Origin of the sequence: Burkholderia sp. RF2-non_BP3, assembly GCF_001522185.1 — a bacterium.
Taxonomy (GTDB): domain Bacteria; phylum Pseudomonadota; class Gammaproteobacteria; order Burkholderiales; family Burkholderiaceae; genus Burkholderia; species Burkholderia diffusa.
In genome coordinates this window covers 65,977-90,311 of record NZ_LOSU01000001.1, presented here as the reverse complement: position 1 = coordinate 90,311, position 24,335 = coordinate 65,977, and the positions used below count along the sequence as shown (strand labels likewise).

Annotated in this window: 20 protein-coding genes; 15 read left to right on the top strand and 5 right to left on the bottom strand. The window is 67.3% G+C overall.

The genetic code is table 11. The annotated features are described in order from the left end of the window. Positions 1 to 87: 87 nt before the first annotated feature. From WS45_RS00385 to WS45_RS00365, 5 genes are all read left to right on the top strand, one after another. Complete coding sequence (locus tag WS45_RS00385; protein ID WP_059530679.1) at positions 88 to 1,119, top strand: DUF4331 family protein; 1,032 nt, start codon at positions 88 to 90, stop codon at positions 1,117 to 1,119. A 74-nt stretch (positions 1,120 to 1,193) separates the two neighbouring features. Continuing rightward, positions 1,194 to 2,303, top strand: coding sequence for a HoxN/HupN/NixA family nickel/cobalt transporter (locus WS45_RS00380; protein WP_082721791.1), 1,110 nt, complete (start codon positions 1,194 to 1,196; stop codon positions 2,301 to 2,303). 43 nt (positions 2,304 to 2,346) lie between these two features. Continuing rightward, positions 2,347 to 3,252 (top strand): SDR family oxidoreductase, encoded by a 906-nt coding sequence (locus tag WS45_RS00375; RefSeq protein ID WP_059697513.1) that lies wholly within the window; start codon positions 2,347 to 2,349, stop codon positions 3,250 to 3,252. Positions 3,253 to 3,356: 104 nt separating this feature from the next. Further along, complete coding sequence (locus WS45_RS00370; protein ID WP_059530685.1) at positions 3,357 to 4,097, top strand: SDR family oxidoreductase; 741 nt, start codon at positions 3,357 to 3,359, stop codon at positions 4,095 to 4,097. Between the two features lie 155 nt (positions 4,098 to 4,252). Then, entirely contained in the window at positions 4,253 to 4,603 is a 351-nt protein-coding gene (locus tag WS45_RS00365; RefSeq protein ID WP_059697511.1) for a hypothetical protein, read from the top strand. Positions 4,604 to 4,686: 83 nt separating this feature from the next. On the opposite strand, the gene WS45_RS00360 is transcribed toward WS45_RS00365, so the two are convergent. From WS45_RS00360 to WS45_RS00350, 3 genes are read right to left on the bottom strand one after another with little or no spacing between them, the layout of a single operon-like run. After that, the gene (locus tag WS45_RS00360) at positions 4,687 to 5,121 is read right to left on the bottom strand and encodes a DUF3331 domain-containing protein (protein WP_059697510.1); all 435 of its coding nucleotides are present in this window, start codon (positions 5,119 to 5,121) and stop codon (positions 4,687 to 4,689) included. Further along, complete coding sequence (locus tag WS45_RS00355; RefSeq protein WP_059530693.1) at positions 5,118 to 5,369, bottom strand: hypothetical protein; 252 nt, start codon at positions 5,367 to 5,369, stop codon at positions 5,118 to 5,120. The genes WS45_RS00360 and WS45_RS00355 overlap by 4 nt, the downstream gene beginning before the upstream one ends. Continuing rightward, a complete protein-coding gene (locus tag WS45_RS00350; protein ID WP_059691048.1) occupies positions 5,356 to 6,306 on the bottom strand; it encodes a helix-turn-helix domain-containing protein in 951 nt (316 codons plus the stop codon). The genes WS45_RS00355 and WS45_RS00350 overlap by 14 nt, the downstream gene beginning before the upstream one ends. Before the next feature lie 445 nt (positions 6,307 to 6,751). On the opposite strand from WS45_RS00350, the gene WS45_RS35925 reads away from it, so the two are divergent. From WS45_RS35925 to WS45_RS00325, 4 genes are all read left to right on the top strand, one after another. Further along, complete coding sequence (locus WS45_RS35925; protein ID WP_257127762.1) at positions 6,752 to 7,345, top strand: BON domain-containing protein; 594 nt, start codon at positions 6,752 to 6,754, stop codon at positions 7,343 to 7,345. 406 nt (positions 7,346 to 7,751) lie between these two features. Continuing rightward, positions 7,752 to 11,000, top strand: coding sequence for an efflux RND transporter permease subunit (locus WS45_RS00335; protein WP_059697506.1), 3,249 nt, complete (start codon positions 7,752 to 7,754; stop codon positions 10,998 to 11,000). A 56-nt stretch (positions 11,001 to 11,056) separates the two neighbouring features. Further along, positions 11,057 to 12,436 (top strand): efflux RND transporter periplasmic adaptor subunit, encoded by a 1,380-nt coding sequence (locus WS45_RS00330; protein ID WP_059697504.1) that lies wholly within the window; start codon positions 11,057 to 11,059, stop codon positions 12,434 to 12,436. Between the two features lie 31 nt (positions 12,437 to 12,467). Next, positions 12,468 to 13,985 (top strand): efflux transporter outer membrane subunit, encoded by a 1,518-nt coding sequence (locus WS45_RS00325; protein ID WP_059697502.1) that lies wholly within the window; start codon positions 12,468 to 12,470, stop codon positions 13,983 to 13,985. Here the strand turns inward: WS45_RS00325 and WS45_RS00320 are convergent. Both WS45_RS00320 and WS45_RS00315 read right to left on the bottom strand, forming a co-directional pair. Then, on the bottom strand, positions 13,963 to 15,426 hold the full coding sequence (locus WS45_RS00320) for a heavy metal sensor histidine kinase (RefSeq protein ID WP_059691022.1): 1,464 nt from the start codon (positions 15,424 to 15,426) through the stop codon (positions 13,963 to 13,965). The two genes, WS45_RS00325 and WS45_RS00320, sit on opposite strands and share 23 nt — an antisense overlap. Further along, positions 15,423 to 16,100, bottom strand: coding sequence for a heavy metal response regulator transcription factor (locus tag WS45_RS00315; RefSeq protein ID WP_027786146.1), 678 nt, complete (start codon positions 16,098 to 16,100; stop codon positions 15,423 to 15,425). The genes WS45_RS00320 and WS45_RS00315 overlap by 4 nt, the downstream gene beginning before the upstream one ends. Before the next feature lie 616 nt (positions 16,101 to 16,716). Here WS45_RS00315 and WS45_RS00310 point away from each other — a divergent pair. The 6 genes from WS45_RS00310 to WS45_RS00285 all read left to right on the top strand — a co-directional run bounded on the left by WS45_RS00310 (position 16,717) and on the right by WS45_RS00285 (position 24,321). Further along, positions 16,717 to 17,223, top strand: coding sequence for a Dps family protein (locus WS45_RS00310; RefSeq protein WP_059697500.1), 507 nt, complete (start codon positions 16,717 to 16,719; stop codon positions 17,221 to 17,223). A 722-nt stretch (positions 17,224 to 17,945) separates the two neighbouring features. After that, positions 17,946 to 19,610, top strand: a complete 1,665-nt coding sequence (locus WS45_RS00305; RefSeq protein ID WP_059697498.1) for a cbb3-type cytochrome c oxidase subunit I — start codon at positions 17,946 to 17,948, stop codon at positions 19,608 to 19,610. A gap of 1 nt (position 19,611) precedes the next feature. After that, positions 19,612 to 20,211: a cbb3-type cytochrome c oxidase subunit II gene (locus WS45_RS00300; protein WP_059697496.1), complete on the top strand. Its 600-nt coding sequence runs from the start codon at positions 19,612 to 19,614 to the stop codon at positions 20,209 to 20,211. Next, positions 20,208 to 20,801: a c-type cytochrome gene (locus WS45_RS00295; protein WP_059691018.1), complete on the top strand. Its 594-nt coding sequence runs from the start codon at positions 20,208 to 20,210 to the stop codon at positions 20,799 to 20,801. The genes WS45_RS00300 and WS45_RS00295 overlap by 4 nt, the downstream gene beginning before the upstream one ends. Then, a complete protein-coding gene (locus WS45_RS00290; protein WP_257140236.1) occupies positions 20,798 to 23,080 on the top strand; it encodes a heavy metal translocating P-type ATPase in 2,283 nt (760 codons plus the stop codon). The genes WS45_RS00295 and WS45_RS00290 overlap by 4 nt, the downstream gene beginning before the upstream one ends. After that, entirely contained in the window at positions 23,077 to 24,321 is a 1,245-nt protein-coding gene (locus WS45_RS00285; protein WP_059697493.1) for a molybdopterin-dependent oxidoreductase, read from the top strand. Before WS45_RS00290 ends, WS45_RS00285 begins: the two co-directional genes overlap by 4 nt. Positions 24,322 to 24,335 lie beyond the last annotated feature (14 nt).

Below are 24,335 nucleotides of genomic sequence, written 5' to 3'. Positions count from 1 at the left end.
CGTCGAAGACCGTGCCGGCGCGTATCGCGCGATACGCGAGACGGCACGTCTCCCAACCCGCAGCCCCACTTCGGACAGGATCGAACCATGTCACATCATCTCGACTCCCCGCTCGCGCGGCAGGACATTCGCCTCGACATCACCGACCTCTACTGCTTTCGCGGGGACACGGGAACGGTACTCGCGATCAACGTCTGCCACTCGATCGCGGGCGACGTGCCGACGCCCGGCTATCACCCGGAAGGATTCTACGAATTCAAGCTCGATCTGAATGGCGATGCGCTCGAAGAGCTCACGTACCGGATCTGCTTCGACGCGCGCGATGCGCACGGGCGCCAGCGCTTCGAGCTGCGCCGCATCGCAGGTGCGGCGGCCACCGATCCGCATGCTGACGGCGAACTCGTGGTGCGCGGCAGCACCGACGAAGTAGTCACTGCGCCGTCCGGTACGCGCGTATGGGCCGGCAAGGCAGGCGATCCGTTCTGGATCGAACCCGACGTGCTGCATGCGGTCGGCCATGCGTTCCAGGACGGTACGCCGCTCGACCTCGGCACGTGGCAGCCGGGCGATGCGCGCAACCTGTTCGCGGGCCATACCGTGTACTCGATCGTGCTCGAAGTGCCCGACGCCGAGCTTGTCACGAATGCCAGCGCGAACCGCAAGGTCGGCGTATGGGCGGTGGCGACGCTCGCGACGGACGCGGGCGGCTGGCGATCGATCAATCGCGTCGGGCTGCCGATGATTCATCCGCTCTTCACGCAATACAACGAGGACCTCGGCGACCGGCTGAATGCGGGCCGCCCCGCCGACGACTTCGCCACGTACGGCGAAACGGTGATTGCATCGGTGGCCGGCGCGGTGCGCGCGAACGGCACCGCCGAAGATCCGATCGGCTACGCAACGGCCGTCGCGCATCGATTCCTGCCGAACATCCTGCCGTACACGATCGGCACGCCCGCCGTGTTCGGCATGGTCGAGTGGAACGGGCGATCGCTTACCGACAACGCGCCGGACGTGATGTTCACGATCGCTTCGAACACGCCGATCCGGCTCGGCATCGGCAAGGAGTCGGTCACGTCGAAGCCGTCGCCCACGTTCCCGTACGTTCCGAAGGCCTGACGCCGGTCCGGCGTCTCCGGTACCCGGCGTCCGCGCGCGCCGGGTGCGCCGTCTCACCTTTTTTCGAGGCTGCCATGCATGCACGTCGACACCTCCCGCTACCCGGCGCAGCCAGGGCCGGCCGACATCGCGTCACGTCGTTCAGTCCTGCCGCGATCGCGATCGTCGCGTTCATCGTGCTGTTGCACGTCGTCGGCTGGGGTACGCTGATCGCGCTGATCGTCCCGCAGCATCTGAGCGTCGGTTCCCGCGCGTTCGGAATCGGCGCGGGCATCACCGCGTATTCGCTCGGCATGCGCCATGCGTTCGATGCGGACCACATCGCCGCGATCGACAACACCACGCGCAAGCTGCTCGGCGAAGGCCAGCGCTCGGCGAGCGTCGGCTTCTGGTTTTCGTTCGGTCACTCGAGCGTCGTATTCGGGCTCGCCGTGCTCGTCTCGCTCGGCATGCGCTCGCTGTCTGCGCACATCGTCGACGCAGGGTCGACGCTGCGCGGGGTGACCAGCGTGCTGGGCGCGATCGTGTCGAGTGTCTTCCTCTATGCGATCGCGGCGCTGAACGTTGCGGCGTTCCATGACCTGTATGCGGCCTTTCGCGCGATGCGCACGGGCCGCTACGACGAATTGCAGCTCGAGCGACACCTTGCTTCGCGTGGTCTCGTCGCGCGCGTGCTCGCGCCGCTGATGCGCATCGTGCGCAAGCCGCCCCAGATGTACTTCGTTGGACTGCTGTTCGGGCTCGGCTTCGATACGGCCACGGAAATCGCGCTGCTGGTGCTGACCGGCTCCGGAGCCGCGTCCGGTCTGCCGTGGTACGCGATCCTCTGCCTGCCCGTGCTGTTCGCGGCCGGCATGCTGCTGTTCGACACGATCGACGGTTCGTTCATGCACGTCGCGTACAGCTGGGCGCTCGCGCAGCCCGTTCGCAAGATCTACTACAACCTCGTCGTCACCGGTCTTTCGATTAGCGTCGCGCTCGTCATCGGCACCGTGGAGGTGCTCGGCCTGCTCAACCGCGCGTTGGGCACGCACGGCGTGGCCGGCACTTGGCTCGCGGCGCTCGATCTGAACGATCTCGGCTTCGCGATCGTCGGCCTGTTCGTCGCGACCTGGGCCGTCTCGATAGCGATCTGGAAGCTCGGACGCATCGAGCAGCGTTGGGCAGTCGGCCGCGACGCATAGCATTCCGCAACACGACGTTCACCGCCTACGGAGGGCATCCATCATGAGCAAAGTCATACTCGTCACCGGCGCATCCAGCGGCTTCGGCAGGCTGACCGCCGAGGCGCTCGCGCGCGCGGGTCACACCGTCTACGCGTCGATGCGCGACATCGGCGGGCGCAACGCGCCGGTGCTCGAACAGATGCGCACGCTCGCACACGACGCACGCGTCGACCTGCGCCCGCTCGAACTCGACGTACAGTCGGACGCATCGATCGATCGCGCTGTCGCGCAGGTGATCGAGCAAGCCGGCCGCATCGACGTGCTGATCCACAATGCCGGCCACATGGCGTTCGGGCCGGCCGAAGCGTTCACGCCGGAGCAGTACGCGCAGCTGTACGACATCAACGTGCTCAGCACCCAGCGCGTGAACCGCGCCGTGCTGCCGCACCTGCGCGGCCGGCACGAGGGGCTGCTGATCTGGGTATCGAGCAGCAGCGCCGCCGGCGGTACGCCGCCATATCTCGCGCCGTATTTCGGCGCGAAAGCCGCGATGGACGCGATCGCCGTGCTGTACGCGCGCGAACTGTCGCGCTGGGGCATCGAAACGTCGATCGTCGTACCCGGTGCATTCACGCAGGGCACGAACCATTTCGCGCACGCGAGTGCGCCGGCCGACACTGCGCGTGCGGCCGAATATGACGCCGGCCCCTATGCGGACTTCGGCCGCGAAGTGCAGGAAGCGTTCGCCGCGATCGTGCCGGCGGACGCGCACGCGAGCCTCGTCGCCGATGCGATCGTGAGCGTCGTCGCGGCGCCTGCCGGCAAGCGGCCGTTCCGCGTACACGTCGATCCGACCGAAGACGGCGCGAACGTCGGCTTCGCGGTGCTCGACCGCCTGCGCGCGGAGATGCTGCATCGCGTCGGCCTGTCCGATCTTCTGTCGCCGCGCGTCCCGACGCCGGATTGAGCGTATCGCGCACCGTTGCACCCGTACCCGATCATCCACTCGTCCGGTTCGGCCGCGCGACGCGTCGCGTCCGCGGCCGCCCGGCACTCATCGAAGGAGTTCACATGTCTCAATCGTCCGGCAAGATCGCCCTCGTCACCGGTTCGTCGCGCGGCATCGGCGCCGATATCGCGGTTCGCCTCGCGCACGACGGGTTCAAGGTCGTCGTCAACTATGCGAGCAATGCGGCATCAGCGGAAGAAGTTGTCGCGCGCATCCGCCAGGCGGGCGGCGACGCGTTGCTCGTCAAGGCCGACGTCGCCGATCCGGCGGCCACCATCGCGATGTTCGATGCGGCCGAAAAGGCGTTTGGCGGTGTCGACGTCGTGGTCAACAGCGCCGGCGTCATGCTTCAGGCACGGATCGCCGAATTCGACGACGCAACCTTCGACCGGTCGGTCGCCATCAACTTCAAGGGCGCGTTCAACGTGTGCCGCGAAGCCGCGCGCCGCGTGCGCGACGGCGGCCGGATCATGAACCTGACGACCAGCGTGACCGGCGTGCGTCTGCCGACCTATGCGGTGTACATCGCGACGAAGTGCGCGGTCGAAGGGCTCACGCAGGTTCTCGCACAGGAACTGCGCGGCCGTCGCATCAGCGTCAACGCGGTCGCGCCGGGGCCGGTGGCCACCGAGTTGTTCCTCGCCGGCAAGAGCCCGGAACTCATCGAGCGCATGGAGAAGATGAATCCGATGGAACGGCTCGGACAGCCGGAGGACATCTCGGCAGTCGTCGCATTCCTCGCGAGCCCGCAGGGCGGTTGGATCAACGGCCAGATCGTGCGCGCGAACGGCGGAATGTGCTAAGGCGCGCTGGGCGAGCGCGCGTGTCCGCCCAGCGGCCACGCGCGCATCGCGGCGGGCTGCGACCGGCCTACCGGATCCTACGCCGACACGCACGAGTGCACGTTGCCCGGTCGGCGTCTTTCGCGCCGCCTGCCGTCGTTCGATAAGGAGCCTTCATGAACCCGCTCGTCATCCGATCGTTGAAAGCACTGTGCCTGTCGAGCGCCGTAGCACTTGCCGCCTGCATCGTCGGGGCGGCCCGGTCGCCACGGTTCGTCGATACGATCGAAGTAGTCGGCTCGGATACGGAATTGCCGCTCGAGCGCATCGCGATCGGCGGCACATTCGTCGCTGCGGAATCGCATGCCACGCACGCGTCCGCGCGCTTGCCCGCGCGTCTGCCCGCACGGAACGCCGCGGATCATCCCGCCGCGACTCGTCGAGCGCACGTCGCCAAGCGGCTCGATCATGCCGACCGCGTTCGCGGTTACCGGCACGAGATCAACGATGCGAAATGCTGGACTTAGCGCGATATGCGCGGCCGCGATGCGAGCGACGCGCGCACCGCACCGGTGCGCGCGCCCTTACGATGGACTGCACGCGCGTATACTCACGCCGTTTCCTCGATCTGTTCCAGCATCGATGCAAGAATCATCGCGCCGGCATTGATCGGTACCGGACGCGTTGGCCGCGGCCGGTAAACCGGATCGCCTGGCTCGATCCGACACCCGCTCACCGCGCACACGCCGCCGACGCGCGCGCGCGCCGTCTGCCAGACCTGATCGCCATACGAGCACCGCGTCGCATCGCGCCATGCGATCGACACGGTCGTCGCGCTATGGCGCTCGACGACACTGATCGCGACCGCTCGCCGTTCGGATATCGCATGCGGCTTGTTCCTCGCGTCGGCGCCCGCGCGCGTGCGACGCGCTTCGCGTGGCCGTGCGGACGCACGCACGTCGCGCGGCGCACACAGTTGCGTGAGCAGGCCGAGGGTCTGCGTCCACGGATCGACGTCCGTCGCGTTCGTTCGAAGTTCCATCATCGCTCCTCTCCGTTGCATGAACCCATCGCCCTTTCCTGCCGCGCGTCGCACACCGGCATCGTTGCGTGCCAGCCCGCTGCGTGCCCCGCGCTGCCGCCCGTGCAGACTACGCACGACGCGATCGTGTCGCGCGTCGGCGCCGGCGTCGGTTGCCGCCACCGCGGCGTATCGTCATGCGCGCGCGCGGCGCCGCACAGAAACCGCTCGCTGATCGCGAGGAACGCGCTGATCCGCTCACCGTTGTTCATGGACGCTCGTCCTCCAGCAGCAAGGCGTTTGACCGACGAAGCGCTTGAACACGGTCGTGAAGTGCGCCTGCGAGCGAAAGCCGGTGCTCAACGCCACGTCGAGCACGTTGTGGCGCGATTCCAGCAGCAGCTGCTGCGCGCGCTCGATCCGGCGGCGCATCAGGTATTCGTGCGGACGCAGCCCCGTCGCGTGACGGAACTGCGCGGCAAAGTGCATGCGCGTGAGACCGGCGCTTTTCGCCATGTCGGCGAGGCCGATCGAATCGGCGAGATGCGCTTCCACGTACTCGACCACGCGCCGCATCCGCCACGACGGCAGCTCGGCCGTCCGTCGCGCATCGCGTTGCGGCACCGAGAAGTGTCGGGCGATGACGCGCGACACGATCGCGAGGCTGACGCCGTCGGCAAACACCTTGCCGAGCACGCCGTCACGCGTATGCGACACCGCGAGCGCCTGGCCGAGCCGCTCGAGGGCCGGGTCGCGGATCAGGCGCGGGTCGTCGATGACGACATCGCCCGACGGCGGCCGGCCGAACAGGTCTTCGTAGCATTCGGCAAGCACGCGCTGCGACGCGAACAGGTGCAGCACGTCGCTCGCGCCGTGGAAGTCCGCCTGGCAGTGCACGCCCGGCGCGGTGACCTGCGCGGCGCCCGCGGTCACGCGTCCGTCGACGAGCACACGCCCCGCGTGCGTGAACGTCAGCGACGTGCATTTGAGGCTGATGCCGATGCAGTGCCATCGATCGCTACCGTCGTGCGACACGGCGACGGACGTCGCGTCCTGTCGTGTCCACCGCGAGAGCGCCATGTCGGCCTGCGGCGCGGCGCCGGGTTCGCGCCACGCGCGCTCGACGTTGATCGGATCGTGCGCGGCCGGCAGCCGGCCGCACGCGTCGACGCCGTCGACGGAACCCGGGAGATTCGGCAAGGAAATCATCATGATGGTTATCCGGAAAAGATCGTAAGACGATGATCGGCAGCGGTGCGCCGCGTCGACTCAACGGTAGCGAATCGGTACCGCGCGGGCCAGCCGTACATAGGGATGCGCGAAAGCGGCAATCGATGGGTCGCGTCATATCAAGGTTTAATGCCGCGATGCGGACACCTTCCGGCGGTTTCGCCCGCATGGCGCGGCGTGCCGCCCGCATGGCGCCGCCGCACGCCGGCATGGCGCCGATCGAACGGGGCATCGATCCGGCGAACGCCTTCATACCTTCGTATAGTCCGGCGATGCGATCGGGTGGCGCGATGGCGACGAACGTCGAAACCGTCCCGCCGCCCGGCAAGCGCGCATTCCACCCGCAACGGCGAACGCTGGCTTTCCGATATGCACGACCGGAACGGACGGTGCGCGCCCCGCGCGGGTACGGCGCGCCCACACCGTGCCAGTGGACAAGCCGGCGTGCGTTCCGGCAATCCTGACCGGAGCGCGGAGCCGATACTCCGGTTACCCGAACGACGACGATATCGATGCGCCACGCGACGCCGGCGCCGTCTCGCGCCTGACCGCGCCGGCGGCCCGCTCGCGCCGCGATCGCACCGGTGCGTCGCGAGCGGGGATGTCCACACACGCACGGGCCGGGCGTCGACGCGCGGCTCGGCGCCACGTTCAACGAGAGGAAAACATGCGCCCCATCAAGCTCGCCGTCTTGGCACTCATCCCGCTGTTCACAGTGGCGACCGCCGCAGTCGCGCAAACTGCGGCCCCCGCTTCGGCATCCGCCGTATCGACACCCGGCAAGAAGCAGCTCCGCCGCGCAAACTGGCACACTGAAACGCAGGTGCGCAAGGCGCTGACGTCGACACGCGGCCTCGCGACGTCGGACATTCGCGTCGTCGCGCGTGCGGACACGATCACGCTCGACGGCACTGTTCCCGACCAGGCACAGATCGAGCTCGCGCAAACTGCGGCGCAGGCCGCCGCGCCGGCGAAGTCGGTGGTCAACCGCCTGTCCGTGAAGGAAGCCGGACATTGAAGAGCACATGACGGCGGAGGCATTCGCCGCGCCGACGGCGCGATGCCTCGCGTGCGCCACCACGGCCGGCGCGACGGTCGTGAACGCGGGCGAAACCGCGATCTCGGCAATGCATACGGGTTTCATCACGACACGCTCCCGACGGATTCGACACGCGCGCATCGTCGATGCGCCGCCGGCAGCATGGCCGCGGCGGCGGCTGCCTGACATGAGCATTCTCGGTAACGCACCTGCGCGCGGCGCTGACCGGCAGATGACAAATTCGAAATCCACGTCTAATGCCGCCCCGCCCGTGCAGATAACGGCTTCGTAATCTTCGGGTCAGGATCGGGTCAACGCCGCGCCGGCAGACTGCACGCTCGTCGCATCGAATGCGCATCCGAGCCCTGCTTCGAGGAGCACCATCATGTGGATCGTCCGGCTGGCGTTACGCAGGCCTTACACGTTCGTCGTACTCGCGCTGCTGATCTTCATCGCGGGACCGCTTGCGCTGCTGCGCACGCCCACCGACATCTTCCCGAGCATCGACATTCCGGTCGTCAGCATCGTCTGGTCGTACAACGGCTTCTCCGCGGAGGACATGGCCAAGCGGATCACGTCGAACTATGAGCGCGCGCTCACGTCCGACGTCGACGACATCGAGCACATCGAGTCGCAGTCGCTGAACGGCGTGTCGGTCGTGAAGATCTTCTTCCACCCGGGCGCCGACATCAATCGCGCGATCGCGGAAGCCGCGAGCAATGCCGCGTCGATCCTGCGCATCCTGCCGCCCGGCACGTTGCCGCCGAACATCATCACGTACAACGCGTCGACGGTGCCGATCCTGCAGCTCGGGCTGTCGAGCGACACGCTCGCCGAGCAGCAGCTGTACGACCTCGGCAACAGCTTCATCCGCACGCAGCTCGCGACCGTCCAGGGCGCGGCGGTGCCGCTGCCGTTCGGCGGCAAGATCCGCCAGATCGTCGTCGACCTCGATACGCGCGCGCTGCAGGCGAAGGGGCTCGCGCCGATCGACGTCGTGAACGCGATCAACGCGCAGAACCTGATCCTGCCTGGCGGCACCGCGAAGATCGGCACGCACGAATACAACGTGCAGATGAACGGCAGCACGCAGACGGTCGCCGCGCTGAACGATCTGCCGGTGAAGACGATCGGCGGCAATGTCGTGTACGTGCGCGACGTCGCGCACGTCCGCGACGGTTACGCGCCGCAGACCAACATCGTGCGGGCGGACGGCAAGCGCGCGGCACTGCTGACGGTCGAAAAGACCGGCAGCGCATCGACGCTGACGATCATCGACCAGGTGAAGGCGATGTTGCCGAAGATCGCGGCCGGGCTGCCGAAGGCGCTGCACATTGCTCCGCTCGACGATCAGTCGGTGTTCGTGAAGGCGGCGGTCCAGGGCGTCGTGCGCGAGGCGCTGATCGCCGCGTGCCTGACCGCGCTGATGATCCTGCTGTTCCTCGGCAGTTGGCGCGCCACCCTGATCATCGCGATCACGATCCCGCTCGCGGTGCTCACGTCGCTGCTCGCGCTGTCCGCGCTCGGCCAGACCATCAACATCATGACGCTCGGCGGGCTCGCGCTCGCGGTCGGGATCCTCGTCGACGACGCGACCGTCGCGATCGAGAACATCACGCATCATCTCGAGCTCGGCGCGCCGCTCGAGGACGCGATCCTGACCGGCTCGGGAGAAATCGCGGTGCCGACCTTCGTGTCGACGCTGTCGATCTGCATCGTGTTCGTGCCGATGTTCCTGCTTACGGGCGTCGCGCGCTATCTGTTCGTGCCGCTGGCCGAGGCCGTGATCTTCGCGATGATCGCGTCGTACTTCTTCTCGCGCACGCTGGTGCCGACCCTCGCGATGACGCTGATGCGCGCAAAAGGAAACGGCCGGCCGCCGCGCGGCGTATTCGCGCCGCTCGTGCATTTGGCGCGTTTCCAGGCTGCGTTCGAGCATCGCTTCGAGGCCGTGCGGCTGCGCTATCGCGCGCTGCTCTCGGCGGCGATCGCGCGGCGTCGCCGCTTCGCGGCCGCATTCCTGCTCGCATGCGTCGCGTCGACGGGCCTCTACGCGTTCGCCGGGCAGGACTTCTTCCCGTCGGTCGACACCGGCGAGATCCGCCTGCATCTGCGCGCGCCGACCGGCACGCGGATCGAGGAAACCGCGCGGCTGACCGACGAGGTTGAAGCGAAGATCCGCGGCGTGATTCCGGCGGGCGAACTCGCTGGCGTGCTCGACAACATCGGCGTGCCGGTGAGCGGGATCAACCTCACGTACGATTCATCGGATCCGATCGGCACCGAGGACGCCGACGTGCTGGTCACGCTGAAGCCGAATCACGCGTCGACCGCCGCATACGTCGCGAAGCTGCGCAACGTGCTCGCGCAGTCGTTCCCCGGCGTGACGTTCGCGTTCCTGCCGGCCGACATCGTCAGCCAGATCCTCAATTTCGGGCTGCCCGCGCCGATCGACATCCAGATCGTCGGCAACAAGCTCGACCAGAACCGCGCGGTCGCGAATGCGCTGCTCGCGAAGCTGCGCGGCGTGCGCGGGCTCGTCGACGCGCGCATCCAGCAGCCCGGCGACGAGCCGGCGATCAATGTGAACGTGGACCGCACGAAGGCGATCCAGGCCGGCCTTGAACAGCGCGACGTCGCGCAGAACCTGCTGATCGCGCTGTCCGGCAGTTCGCAGACGACGCCGAACTTCTGGCTCGATCCGCGCAACGGCGTCAGCTACCCGGTGCTCGTGCAGACGCCGCAATACACGGTGAATTCGCTGCAGTCGCTCGCGAACGTGCCGCTGCCCGCCGGCACCGCGCGCTCACCGCAGACGCCGGCTGGCGGCCCGGCCGCGGGCGCGCCCGCGCAGAATCTGCTGGGCGCGCTCGGCACGTTCTCGCGCTCGACGCAGCAGGCCGTGGTGTCGCACTACAACGTGCAGCCGGTGCTCGACATCTTCGCGTCGGTGCAGGGGCGCGATCTCGGCGGCGTCACGGCCGACGTGACGAAGCTCGTCGACGCCGCGCGCGCGCAGCTGCCGCCCGGCTCGTCGATCGTGCTGCGCGGCCAGGTGCAGGCGATGCACGAGTCGTTCGCGGGCCTGCTCGGCGGCCTCGCACTCGCGATCTCGCTGGTCTACCTGCTGATGGTCGTGAACTTCCAGTCGTGGCTCGATCCGCTCGTGATCGTCGGCGGCCTGCCGGCATCGCTCGCCGGCATCGCGTGGATGCTGTTCGTCACGCGCACCACGCTGTCGGTGCCCGCGCTGACCGGCACGATCCTGTGCATCGGCATCGCGACCGCGAACAGCATTCTCGTCGTAAACGCGGCGCGCGAGCTGCTCGCGAGCGGCGCGTCGCCGTGGCAGGCGGCACTCGACGCAGGCTTCAGCCGCTTCCGGCCCGTCGTGATGACCGCGCTCGCGATGCTGATCGGCATGTTGCCGATGGCGCTCGGCCTCGGCGACGGCGGCGAGCAGAACGCGCCGCTCGGCCGCGCGGTGATCGGCGGCCTCGCGTTCGGCACGTTCTCGACGCTGCTGTTCGTCCCGGTGCTGTTCGGCTTCGTCCACGCATGGCTCGCGCGGCGCCGCGACGCCTCGGCCACGCGGCGCACGCAGCAAGCGCCCGACGCGCCGGCGCTGCGTTGAGCTCGGACGGCCGCCCCTCCTCATCATCCTTCGATTCGCCCGACCCCGGACCCATCATGAACGACTCGATCGAACCCGTCGCCCCGCCGCCCGCCGCCGAATCGGCCACCGCGGCCACAGCTGTGCCGTCCGCCGCGCCCGACACCCCGCCGGCTCGTCACGGCCGTAAGCTGGCCGTGCCGCTCGCGGCCGTCGCGCTGGCCGCCGCGCTGCTCGCGCTCGGCATCGTGCCGCGTATCGATGCACGCGCCGCACAGCGTGCACAGGTGGCCGCACAACAGGCGGTGCCGGTGTCGGTCATCGTGCCCGGCGTGGCGCCGGCCGACCAGACGCTGACGTTGCCCGGTTCGGTGGCGCCGTATGCAGACGCGTCGATCTATGCGCGCACGAGCGGCTACATCGCGCACTGGAGCGTCGATCTCGGCACGCACGTGAAGGCCGGCCAGACGCTCGCGCAGATCTCGGCGCCCGATCTCGACGCGCAGTTGCGCCAGGCGCGCGCCGACGAAGCGAGCGTGCAGGCGAACTACGACTACGCGAAATCGACCGCGCAGCGCTGGCAGGACATGCTGAAAACGCAATCGGTGTCACAGCAGGACACCGACACGAAGGTCGCCGACATGAACGCGAAGCGCGCGATGCTCGCGTCCGCGCAGGCGAACGTCGCGCACCTTGCCGAACTCGTGTCGTACGAGTCCGTCACCGCGCCGTTCGACGGCGTGATCACCGCACGCAGCGTCGACGTCGGCACGCTGGTCACGGCGGGCGGCACACCGGGCAGCCCGGGCCTGTCCGGGGAACTGTTTCATCTCGAACAGACGGACACGCTGCGCGTGTTCGTCGACGTGCCGCAAGACAGCGCGACCGGCGTATCGACCGGCACGACGGTTTACCTGACGACACCGCAGTATCCGGGGCGGCGCTTTGCCGCGCGTGTCGCGCGCAGCGCGGGCGCGATCGATCCCGTCACGCGCACGCTGCGCGTCGAGATCGACGTCGACAACCGCGACGGCGCGCTGATGCCCGGTGCGTATGCGCAGGCGCATCTCGTCGTGCCGAGCGCGGCGCCGGCGCTCGACCTGCCGGTCAGTGCGCTGCTGTTCCGCCCGAACGGCGTGACGGTCGCCACCGTCGGTGCGAACGGGCGAACCGCGCTGAAGACCGTGCAGATCGGACGCGATTTCGGCACGCGCGTGGAGATCGTTGCGGGGCTCGCGGCGACCGATCGCGTGGTCGACAACCCGGGCGATGCGATCACGGCCGGCGAAGCCGTGAAGATCGTGTCGACCGCGCCCGCTGCGGCGCCGGCCGCGGCTTCGCCCGCCCGGGCCGCGCAACCTGCTTCCGCCACCGCCGTGCGCGACGTGCCGCCGATGCGCGCCGCCGGTACCGCGACGGCCGCATCGGCGCCGGTTGCGGCGCCCACGCACGGCTAACCCGTCGACGACAACCCACGAGATGCCTGCCATGCGCCCTCTTCACCCGCTCCCGTTCGCTCGCCGCATCGTCGCGCTCGGCGCCGCCACATTGACCGCCTGCTCGACGCTGCCGCCCTATTCGCCGCCCGCCGTCACGGTACCCGCACACTACGCGGGCGCACCGGCCGCGCAGGCCGGCTGGCATGTCGCGATGCCGGCCGACGGCGCCGCGCGCGGCGCATGGTGGACCGTGTTCGGCGACGCCGAACTGAACGCGCTCGAAGCGCGCGTCGACGTGTCGAACCAGACTGTGAAAAAAGCGGTCGCCGATCTGCAACAGGCCCGCGCGATGGTCGACTACCAGCACGCCGGATTCCTGCCGACGATCACCGCAGGCGCCTCGCAGAGCCGCGCGCGCGTGTCGCAGAACCGGCTCGGCTCGTCGCTCGCAGGCAAGACGACACCCGACTACCAGGCGGGCGTGGCCGCGAGTTGGGAACCCGACGTGTTCGGCCGCGTGCGCGATGCGGTGACGAGCGCGCAGGCGAACGCCGCCGCGAGCGCGGCCGACCTGCAGGCCGTGAAGCTGTCGATCACGGCGGAACTCGCGACCGACTATTTCGCGCTGCGCTCGCTCGACACGCAGAAGCAACTGCTCGACGACACGGTGCGCGCTTACGCGGACGCACTGACGCTGCTGAAGCAACAGCTCGCGGCAGGTGCGATCGATGCGTCGGCAGTCGCGCAAGCCGAGACGCAACTCGAATCGACGCGCACGCAGGACACCGACATCGACGCGTCGCGTGCGCAGTTGCAGCACGCGATCGGGACGCTCGTCGGGGAAAGCGCGTCGACGTTCGCGCTGCCGCCGCGCGTGCAGGCGTTCCACGTGCCGGCCATTCCGGCTGGCGTGCCGTCGCAGCTACTGGAGCGGCGGCCCGACATCGCGGCCGCCGAGCGCCGCGTGGCGGCCGCGAACGCACAGATCGGCGAGGCGCGCGCCGCGTTCTTCCCGGATCTCGTGCTGTCGGCGAGCGCAGGCCTCGAGAGTTCGTTCTTCGCGCCGTGGCTCGCCGCGCCGAGCCTGTTCTGGTCGCTCGGCCCGCAACTCGCCGGCACGCTGTTCGACGGCGGTCGCCACAGTGCGTCGCTGCGCGGCGCGCATGCGCAATACGACGGCGCGGTCGCCGATTACCGGCAGACCGCACTCGTCGCGTTCCAACAGGTGGAGGATCAGTTGTCGACGCTCGACGCGCTCGCGTCCGAAGCCGGTAGCCAGCAGCGCGCGACCGACGCGGCCGACCTGTCGCTGCAGCTGACGACGAATCGCTTCAACGCCGGCGCCGTCAGCTATCTGGACGTGGTGACCGCGCAGACGATCGCGCTGACGAACCGGCGCACGGCCGATCAGATCGACGCGCGCCGGATGGAGGCCGCGGTCGGCCTGCTGAAGGCGCTGGGTGGCGGCTGGCAAGCGAGCGCGGACGCGGCATCGAAAACCGGCGCGGACGAACGTACGGCCGCCCCGTTGCCCGATCCCGTCGTCACGCAGCCGACGGCCGGTTGAACGTAAGCACGAAGCGCGTGCCGCGCGCATCGCTTTCAACCTGCGCGGTGCCGCCGTGCAACTCCATCACCGAACGCACGATCGCGAGGCCGAGCCCGGCCGTGCCGCCCGGCGCACCGCCGCTGCGTGCGGGGTCGCCGCGCACGAACCGGTCGAAGATCCGCGGCAGCAGCGCGGGATCGATCGGCTCGCCCGGATTCGCGACCACGACGCGCAGCGCGTCCGGCGTGTCGTCGACGGAGAGCGTGATCACGCCGCCGGCCGGCGTGTAACGCAGCGCGTTCGCAAGCAGGTTGCCCACCGCGCGGCGGAACAGTTCGACGTCGGCGGTCAGATGCCCCCGCCCTTCGACGCGCAACGTCGAGCCCGCTTCGTCGGCGAGCCCCTCGAAATACTCCGCGATGCGTTCGAGTTCGTCGTGCACGTCGAACGCGCGCTGCCGCGTGACGAAGCTCGGATGCTCGGCGCGCGCGAGAAACAGCACGTTCTCGATCATCCGAGCGAGACGATCGTATTCCTCGAGATTCGATTCGAGCAGCGTCTGGTACTCGTCGGCCGAACGCGGCCGCGCGAGCGCGACCTCCGTGGCGCCGCGCATGTTGTTCAGCGGCGTGCGCAGGTCGTGCGCGAGATCGGCGCTGAATTGCGACAGATGCGCGAACGCCTGCTGCAGGCGGCCGAGCATCGCATTCTGGGCATCGACGAGCGCGCGCAGCTCGGCCGGCGCGCGCGATGCGTCGAGCCGCGTGTCGAGCTTGTCGACCGTGATCCGGCCGGTGTTGTCGACGATCTCGCGCAGCGGCGCGAGCGCCTTGCGGATCAGCCAGTAGCCGAGCAGCAGCGCGAACAGCGCGCCGAGCGCACCGGCGAGCTTCAGTCGGTCACGGTAGCCGCCGAGCAACGTCGCGCGGTCGCGCATGTTGCGCGCGACCGCGATGCGGATCGGCGTGTGATCGCCGAGCGCAGCCTCGATCACGACGCCGCGCATTGGCGTGCCGCCGTCGGCCTTCCACGTCGCGAGCCTGTCGGCAGTGATCCGGTCGTTCGCGGGCACCGGCAGCGCATGCGGCGCAAACAGCTGTGCGTCGGCCGGCAACGCGCCCGATGCGGGAACCGGCGCATCGTCGAGCGCGGCGAGCCTGACGTTGTGGCGCGCGAGCACGTCGCCGCGTGCATTGACGACGACCATCGACAGCGCCTCGTTGCCGAGCACCTGGCTCGTGAGCCGTTCTGCATGGGTGCGGACTGCATCGAGCGACTCGAGCTCGCCCGCGAGCCGGCGCGTGTGGCGCGCGGCCAGCACGATGTCGAGGTCGTCCTGTGTGTTCACCTGCCGTTCGAGGCCCGCATACACGTATGCGCCGACCAGCGCGAACGCGGCGAGCGTGGTCGCGGCGAACGCGAGCGCGAGCGTCGCGGCGAGCGAGCGCGGCCGCGTCATGCGTCGTCCTTCGGTTCGAGCACGTAGCCGACGCCACGCACGGTATGGATCAGCTTGACTGGAAACGCATCGTCGATCTTCGCGCGCAGGCGCCGGATCGCGACCTCGACGACGTTGGTGTCGCTGTCGAAATTCATGTCCCACACGTACGATGCGATCTGCGTGCGGCTCAGCACCTCGCCCTGCCGGCGCGCGAGCAGCTGCAGCAGCGAGAATTCGCGCGGCGTGAGGTCGATGCGCGTGGCGCCGCGCTTCACGCGGCGGCGCACCACGTCGATTTCCAGATCGCCGACCGCCAGGTGTTCGGTCTCGCGCGGCGGCCCGCGACGCGCAAGCGTGCGGATGCGGGCAAGCAGCTCGACGAACGCGAACGGCTTCACGAGGTAGTCGTCGGCGCCGAGTTCGAGACCGTGCACGCGGTCCTGCACGTCGTCGCGCGCGGTCAGGAACAGCACCGGCGTCGTATGCGTATCGCGCAGCCGCTTGAGCACGCCCCAGCCGTCGAGCACGGGCAGCATCACGTCGAGCACGATCACGTCGTACCGCTCTTCCTGCGCGAGCGTCAGCCCTTCGCCGCCGTCCTTCGCAAGATCGACGCTGAAGCCCGATTCCTCGAGCCCTTTCTTCAGGTATGCGCCCGTCTTTGGTTCGTCTTCGACTATCAAAATGCGCATGGCTGACTCCGTCGTATTTGTGGGGATATCCGACGATGTTACCGGGAAACAGCGACGAGCAATCGCTCCGCGCGGGCGCGAACGCCGTTGATTACAAAATGGTAATCGAGCGGTCAGCCTGGCATGCGGTCGCGAAGCCTTGATGCAGGACGCGGTGGCTATGTCCGCCTTCCCGATCGCCCGTTCACCAATGAGTCGCCGTGAATTACGTCCAAATCTATTGGAACGATAGGAAACCCTTGCGGCACGACCCGACAGTTTCGGCGAGACGGCGACACGGCTGCTATATCGCCACGCACACGCTCGGCTCCTTTTGATACCGTTCGGGGTTTTCGCCTCAGCACACTCATCCGCGGAATTCAGGCTCCGGCGCCAGGACGCGCTACGCATCGCTTCCCCGAGGATCGCCGTTCCTCCGTGCGAATCAGCGGTACAACGGGCGAACTCGAAAATCGCCGATCGAAAAGTCCGTCACCATTCCCGCACGTTTCGGCCTTTCGCCTGCTCACCGACATGCCGCCTAACGCGCGATGTATTCGAATCGGCGAATCCATCGCCACGCGTCACGAGCACTGCGCGTGACGCGTTCGCCCTTCCCGTTGAAAGGAGCTACATCATGTCAAAAGCAAGCCAGATCATACGCCCCGGGACTCCCGCAGCCACGACCGGCTTCGACGAGCGCGCTGTCGAGGCAATCTCGGAGGCGCTCAACCCGCTGCTCGCGGACGTATTCGCGCTTTACGTAAAGACGAAGAATTTCCATTGGCACATGAGTGGGCCGCATTTCCGCGACTACCATCTGATGCTCGACGAGCACGGCACCCAGATATTCTCGATCACGGACGACATCGCGGAGCGCGTGCGCAAGATCGGCGGAGCCACGCTGCGGTCGATCGGGGACGTGGCGCGACGTCAACGCCTGGCGGACAGTGATGCGGCGGACGCCACACCCGAGGCGATGCTCGACGAACTGCGCCGCGACAACCTGCTGCTCGCCCAATTCATGCTCGCGGCGCATGCTGTTTGCGACGCGCATCATGACGTGGCGACGGCAAGCCTCATCGAAAACTGGATCGACGACGCTCAACGGCGCGCATGGTTTCTGGCCGAAGCCTGCCGTTAGCGCGTGCCGCCCGGATGCCCCGCTGACCGGGGCCCGGCACGCGACATACCCAATCGCGGTGCGTGCGAATTCTTCGCCCCTCCCAACAGTTGCCGACCCATGCGTTCTCTTCGCCCGGCATTCTTGCGTGCGAATTCGACACGCACGCCGCTGGGACATCCGATGACCTACGATCGCGTGTCGGATCGCTACCTGCCGGTCAGCCGGGATACGGCCTTCTCGACCATCCCGATCAGGCCGATTTCTACACGACGGGACGCGCATTCAACGAAGCGGCATTCCTCTAAATTGGCATCGCTGGTTTGGCATCCGCACGCATAAATCCATCTCCATTACCTCGGTCAAGCAATTCATTGTCAACGTGCGCGGCGAGCCGGATAGTCAGGTCAACGTAATCGTGCGATTTTCAAACCCGAAATGGCGAAATGAAAAACGCGAGCGGAGAAGCACGCATACTGCAAGTGCTTTATAGGAATATGTGCGCAGAATCCTCCGTATCGTCGATCGGCAAGCATACAAAAAAAGCATACACGCGATGATTAATTTGAATATTACACACGCGCTGGTGATACCTATACTGGCTTCCGCTGAAACAACCAATTTCCCACGATAGCTATATTAGGCCGATCTTTTTCTGACGCCGTTCTCTCGAGCACCTTGCTATTCAGAAGGATGCCTTAATTGTTCTCTCGAATTTCAATTCAGCGAGGAGCTTTGTCGAAATGAACTTCACAATTGGCACGTTGCTCGCGTTGTCGTTCCTGATCTCCGTCCTAGGACTCTTCCTGTTCCTGTGGGCGCAGATGAACGGCCTGATGCGGGCGGGCCCGGATGCAGCCGAGGTAATCTTCGCCGGCGGAGAAGTCGGACAGACCGAAGATCCGGCTCTGTCCGTCATGCATCGCGAGCGCCTTCAGCAGGCCGCATCGCAAGCGACACGCGGCTCATTGCCTGGCCCATCGGGCGACTCGCTCGCACTAGGCCGGGACCTCCAGGAACGCGCGCAGCAAGACGCTTCGAGCCGGGGGCCGACCTTCATCTTTCTGTGCTCTTCGGTGTTCTGGCTGTTGCTGGGTTCAGTTGCGGGCCTCGTCGCCTCGCAAAAGCTCACCTCGCCTGACTTTCTCACGCAGTCCGCCTGGCTCACGTTCGGCCGCATCCGTACCGCGCATCTGAATATGGTGGTCTACGGATGGGCGTCGATGGCAGGCATCGGTATCTCCCTCTGGATGCTGCCGCGCCTGCTCAAAACGCAGCTGGCGGGCGAACGCTACGCCATTGCAGGCGCATGGCTCTGGAATGCCGGCCTCGCCGCCGGCATCGCCGCCATTCTCTCGGGATGGACCGATGGCCTGCAATGGCTCGAGATTCCCTGGCAAATCGGCATCCTACTCGCGATGGGCGGCGCGCTCGCGGCAGTACCGCTACTCATGACCATTGCACGGCGCACCACACGCCATCTCTATGTCTCGGTGTGGTATCTCGCCGCCGCGCTGTTGTGGTTTCCGATCCTCTACATCGTCGCGAAGGTGCCGGGCGTGCACGTCGGCGTGGAGCAGGCCATCGTCAACTGGTGGTTCGCGCACAACGTGCTCGGCCTTTGGCTCACACCGATCGGGCTGGCCGCCGCCTACTATTTCATCGCGAAGGTGCTCGGGCGCCCTATCTACTCGTATGCGCTCTCGCTCGTCGGCTTTTGGGCGCTCGCCATGTTCTACAGCCAGGCCGGCATTCACCACCTGCTCGGCGGCCCGGTCCCGCAATGGCTGCAGAGCGTCTCGGTCGTCCAGAGCGTGATGATGATCGTCCCGGTACTCGCGGTCGGCGTGAACCATCACATGACGGTGGCAAGCCACTTCGGCGCGCTGAAACACTCGCCCACGCTGCGCTTCGTCGTGCTGGGCGCCGCGCTGTACACGCTCGTGTCGCTACAGGGGTCGCTCGAGGCATTGCCGTTCTTCAACCGGCTCGTGCATTTTACGCAATACAAGGTGGCCCACGCGCACCTCGGCCTCTACGGCTTCTTCTCGATGATCATGTTCGGCTCGATCTACTTCGCGATGCCACGCGTGCTGGATCGCGAGTGGCCGTATCCGAAACTCGTCTGGCTCCATTTCTGGCTCGCCACCGTCGGCTTTGCGATCTACTTCGTCTCGCTCACGATCGGCGGCGTCCTGCAAGGCATCGCGCTGCTCGATCCCGCGCGTCCGTTCATGGCATCCGTGCAAGTCCTCACGCCATATCTGCAAGCCCGCACGCTCGGCGGCGCACTCATGACGGCGGGCCACTTCGTATTCGCGTATCACTTCTTCGCGCTCTCATTCGGACGGCAGAGCGAGCGCCCTGACGCGGCACCTGCTCGTCAAGCGATCTCGATGGGGGCCTGACATGAATCGCGTCCTGACTGTCGTAATCGGCTCGTTGATCATGCTCGCCATGGCGACACTCGTGCTCGTCGCGCTTCCGTATCGGCAACTGCACGACGAAGCGCCGCCCGAATCGCTGAAGCCCTACACCATCGCTCAACTGCGCGGACGCGCAACCTACGTGAACATGGGATGCGTCTATTGCCACTCGCAGCAGCCGCGCGCGTCCTCGTTGGGTCCGGACGAACTGCGAGGATGGGGACGCCCGTCCGTGCCCGCGGACTATGTGTACGACTATCCGCACCTGCTCGGTGTATCGCGCACAGGGCCCGATCTCTTCAACATCGGTGCCCGGCAAACAAGCGCCGCATGGCAGCTCGCGCATCTCTATCAGCCGCGCTCGGTGACGCAGGGCAGCGTGATGCCAGCCTATCCGTTCCTGTTCAAAGTCGTCGATCACACGCGCCCCGATGAAGTCGTCGTGCAATTGCCGCCGCAATTCGCGCCCGCCGGCGGCAAGCAGGTTGTGGCGTCGCAGGACGCACTCGATCTCGTCGCCTATCTCACGGCCCTCAACCACACCTATCCGGCTCCGGCCGATCCGTCGGGAGCAATGAAATGAGCGAACAAGACAACGCCAATGCCGTTCGCGCGCGCGAGCACGAAGAACCGGTCGAACGCGGCAATCCGGTGCCATGGCTGCTTGGCCTCGTGGCCGCCGCGCTGGCGGTCTGGGGCGTGAGCTACTTCCTACTGAATCCAGCGCTCGGGCCTGGTTCGACGGTCGCCCGTGGGGCCATGCCCGGTGGCCCGGGAACGGTCGCCGCGGCTCAAGATACGCCCGACGGCGCCATGCTCTTCGCGAGCCGCTGCGCCTCCTGTCATCAGGCCACGGGCGCGGGCCTGCCTGGTGTGTTCCCGCCGCTCGCCGGCTCGGAATGGGTCAACGGCGATCCGAAGCGCGTGGCCCGCATCCTGTTGCTCGGCGTCACTGGAAAGATCACGGTAGCCGGCAGCACGTTCAACGGATCGATGCCGGCGTTCGGCACAACGCTATCCGACGCGGAGATCGCAGCAGTGGCCTCGCATGTTCGGTCGAGCTTCGGCAACCACGCTCCAGCATTGACCGCCGATGTCGTGAAAGCCGAGCGAGCGACCATCGGCAATCGCACGGCACCATGGGCGGGCGAAGACGAGCTGAGGCGCCCGTGAGCGACGCCGCTTCCATCGCGCCGGGCACACCCGACAGCGCAACGCTCGACGTACGCGGCATGTGGTGCACGAGCTGTGCGAATGCGCTCGAACGGGTGCTGCAACGCCAGCCCGGCACGCTCGACGCACGGGTGAGCTTCGCCTCCGAATCCGCGACTGTCGAATGGGACCCGCGCCGCACCTCGCTCGGACATCTGCTCGAGGCCGCGGAGAAGCTCGGATACGCATGCGTGCCGGAAACCGATACGCCGGAACGCCGCGCACATACGGCCGCGCTGCTTCAGAATCTCGCGGTCCGTCTCGTCGTCGCCGTCTTCTGTTCGATGTGGGTGATGACGGCACAAACCACGCTTTACTTCACCACGGCCGCCACGGTGCCTGAGCACGTGCGCTATGCGCTCGCAGCCCTTGCCGGCGTCGCCACGCTGCCCGTGGTCGGTTATTGTGCGCAGCCGTTCTTCAAGGCCGCGTGGCGAACCTTGCGTGCATGCGTGCCCGGCATGGACTGCCTTGTCGCAATGGGTACGAGCGCGTCGTTCCTGCTTTCCGTGTGGCGGGTTGCGCACGGCGAATCGGTCGTCTATTTCGATTCCGCAGCCATGATCGTCACCTTCCTGCTGGCGGGCCGCTGGCTCGAACTGCGCGTGCGCAGCCGCATGTCGGACGCAGTTCGCGTCCTGCTCGAGCTGCCTGCGCAGACCGCGCGCGTGCTGGCGAGCGACGGCGCGCAAACGGTCGTACTCGCCAAGCGCGTCGCACGAGGCAGCCTCATTCGCGTGCTGCCGGGCGAGCGTCTTCCGCTGGACGGCATCGTCACGGACGGTCAGTCATCGCTCGATCGTTCGCTGCTGACGGGCGAAAGCGAGCCCGTCGGCGTACGGCGCGGCAGCTTCGTCGAGGCGGGTGCGCTCAATGCCGACGGGGAACTGGTCGTATGCGTGAAGTACGGATGGGGCGAGCGGCGCGTAGACGCGATTGCCAGAAGCGTACGTGCGATGCTCGCCCGCAAGACGGCGTCCCAGGCCATCGCCGAACGCTTCACGCGCTGCCTCGTTCCGGCCATCGCCACCGTCGCGTTGCTGGTGTTCGTCGCTGGCGGCCTGCTGGGCATGATGTGGACGAATGCGCTGGAGCGCGCCGTCGCGGTGCTCGTCATTACCTGCCCGTGCGCACTCGGCATGGCCGTGCCGCTCGCGCTGAGCGCAGGGGTGGGACGCGCGGCACGCGAAGGCATTCTCTTTCGCGACGTCGAGGCGATCGAGAAGGCCGGCAAACTCTCCACGTTCTTCCTCGACAAGACCGGCACGCTGACCGAGGGCAAGCCCCGGCTCGTCCGTGCACTTCCAGCGAGCGACGTTCTCGAAACAGAACTCTTCGAGGATGCTGCGCTCGCCGAACGCGGCAGCGAGCATCCCATTGCAGCCGCCATCCGCTCACTCGTCTCGCCCGACAGGCTCGCGTGCGTCGTGGACGCCGCGCCCGGCACCTCGCGCGCGGTGCCAGGCGCCGGCGTGGTGTGGGGAGGCAGCCATGGCGAGCGCATTCTCGCCGGCACCGCGGCGTTCCTGCGCAGCCACGACGTACGGGTACCCGATATCGACGATGCGAACATTACCGTCCACGTCGCCCGCGACGGCCACTGGCGCGGCATGCTCGGCTTCGCCGATCGCCCACGCGACGGCGCTCGAGAAGCCATAGATTTGCTGCGCGCGCACGGTGCAGCGGTGGCCATGCTGACTGGAGACCGGTTGGCCGTCGCGCGCGCCATCGCGCCGGCTGTAGGCCTGGCCGATTCGGCCATCTTTGCGGCGCAGTCCCCCGAACAAAAGGCGGCACACATCGTTGAGGCACAGGCTACGCGGCGCGGCGCGGTCGCATTCGTCGGCGACGGACTCAACGACGCGCCGGCCCTTGCCGCCGCCGACGTCGGCATCGCCGTAGGCAGCGCTTTGCCCGCGTCGATGGCCGCGGCATCGATCGTGCTGGTCGACGCGGGTGTCGAAAAGCTTGACCTCGCCTTGCGGCTCGCTCGCCGCACCACACGCGCCATGCATCAGAACCTCGCCGCCGCGGTCGTCTACAACGCGCTCGCCATTCCGGCCGCGGTCTTCGGATTCGTTTCGCCCGCCACAGCGGCCGCACTGATGGTCGCGAGTTCGATGTCGGTCACGCTGAACGCCGCCCGCCTCGCGCTCCGCACAGACATACGTTCGCCAGGCGCCGACACTTCGCGCCCCACACCCGCTTTGACCATCGAACAGACCTGGAGCAGCACATGAGTCAACACGATTACGATCCTGTCTCGTCCCACCGGCGGCGACTGCTGAGCGGCCTCGGCGCGCTCGGTGCGGCAGCGTTCATGACGCCCATGCTCGCGCGCGGCGCATCGAGCGGCACCATCGAGCTTCCGTTCGAGAATGGGAGCCGTCCGCTCACGTCGGACCTGCCGCAGAAATCCCGCGTGATCCTGCAGCGCACTCGGCCGCCACTGCTGGAAACACCGTTCGACGTCTTCGATCAAGGCGTCTTCACGCCGAACGACCGCTTCTACGTGCGCTGGCACCTGGCCAATATTCCAACCTCGATCGATCCGGCCACGTACCGCGTCGCCGTTCGCGGCGCCGTCGAGCGAACGCTGAATCTTTCGCTCGACGACCTGATGCGCAGGTTCCCGCGCTACGAAATCGCCGCGGTCAATCAATGCTCGGGTAATTCGCGCGGCTTCTTCAGCCCGCGTGTACCGGGGGGCCAGTGGGGCAACGGCGCGATGGGCAATGCGCTATGGAAAGGCGTGCGCCTGAAGGATGTGCTCGACCATGCGGGCGTGCGCGCCAATGCCGTTTGCGTGCGCTTCAACGGCCTCGATTCAGGCGTGATTCCGCAAACACCCAAGTTCCTCAAGTCGCTGGATATCGACCATGCACGCGACGGCGAGGTCATGCTCGCCTACGCGATGAACGGCGAGCCGTTGCCGCTGCTCAACGGCTATCCGCTACGGCTCATCGTACCAGGCTGGTATGCCACGTACTGGGTCAAGATGCTGACCGATATCGACGTGCTCGACGCGCCCGACGACAACTTCTGGACGGCCAAGGCATACAAGGTCCCTGCCAATCACTTCGCCAACGTGCGGCCCGGCGAGACCGACGTGCCGCAGATTCCCATCAACCGGATGCTGCCGCGCTCGTTCTTCACCAACCTCAAGACCGGCGACAAGGTCGGCGCGGGGCGACCGATACAGGTTCGCGGCATTGCATTCGGCGGTATCAACGCGCTCGCTCGCGTGCAGATTTCGACTGACGGCGGCCGCACCTGGGCCGATACGCAACTGGGGCACGACTACGGCAAGTACAGCTTCCGCCAATGGCAGACAAGCGCGCATTTCGCGCAGCGCGGCCAGCAAACGCTGATGGTGCGCGCCGTCGACTCGACGGGGCAGGCGCAGCCGGCCACACCGAACTGGAACGGCGCGGGGTTCATGCGCAACGTCATCGAATCGATTCAGCTCGACGTGGCCTGACAAGGAGCGAAGAA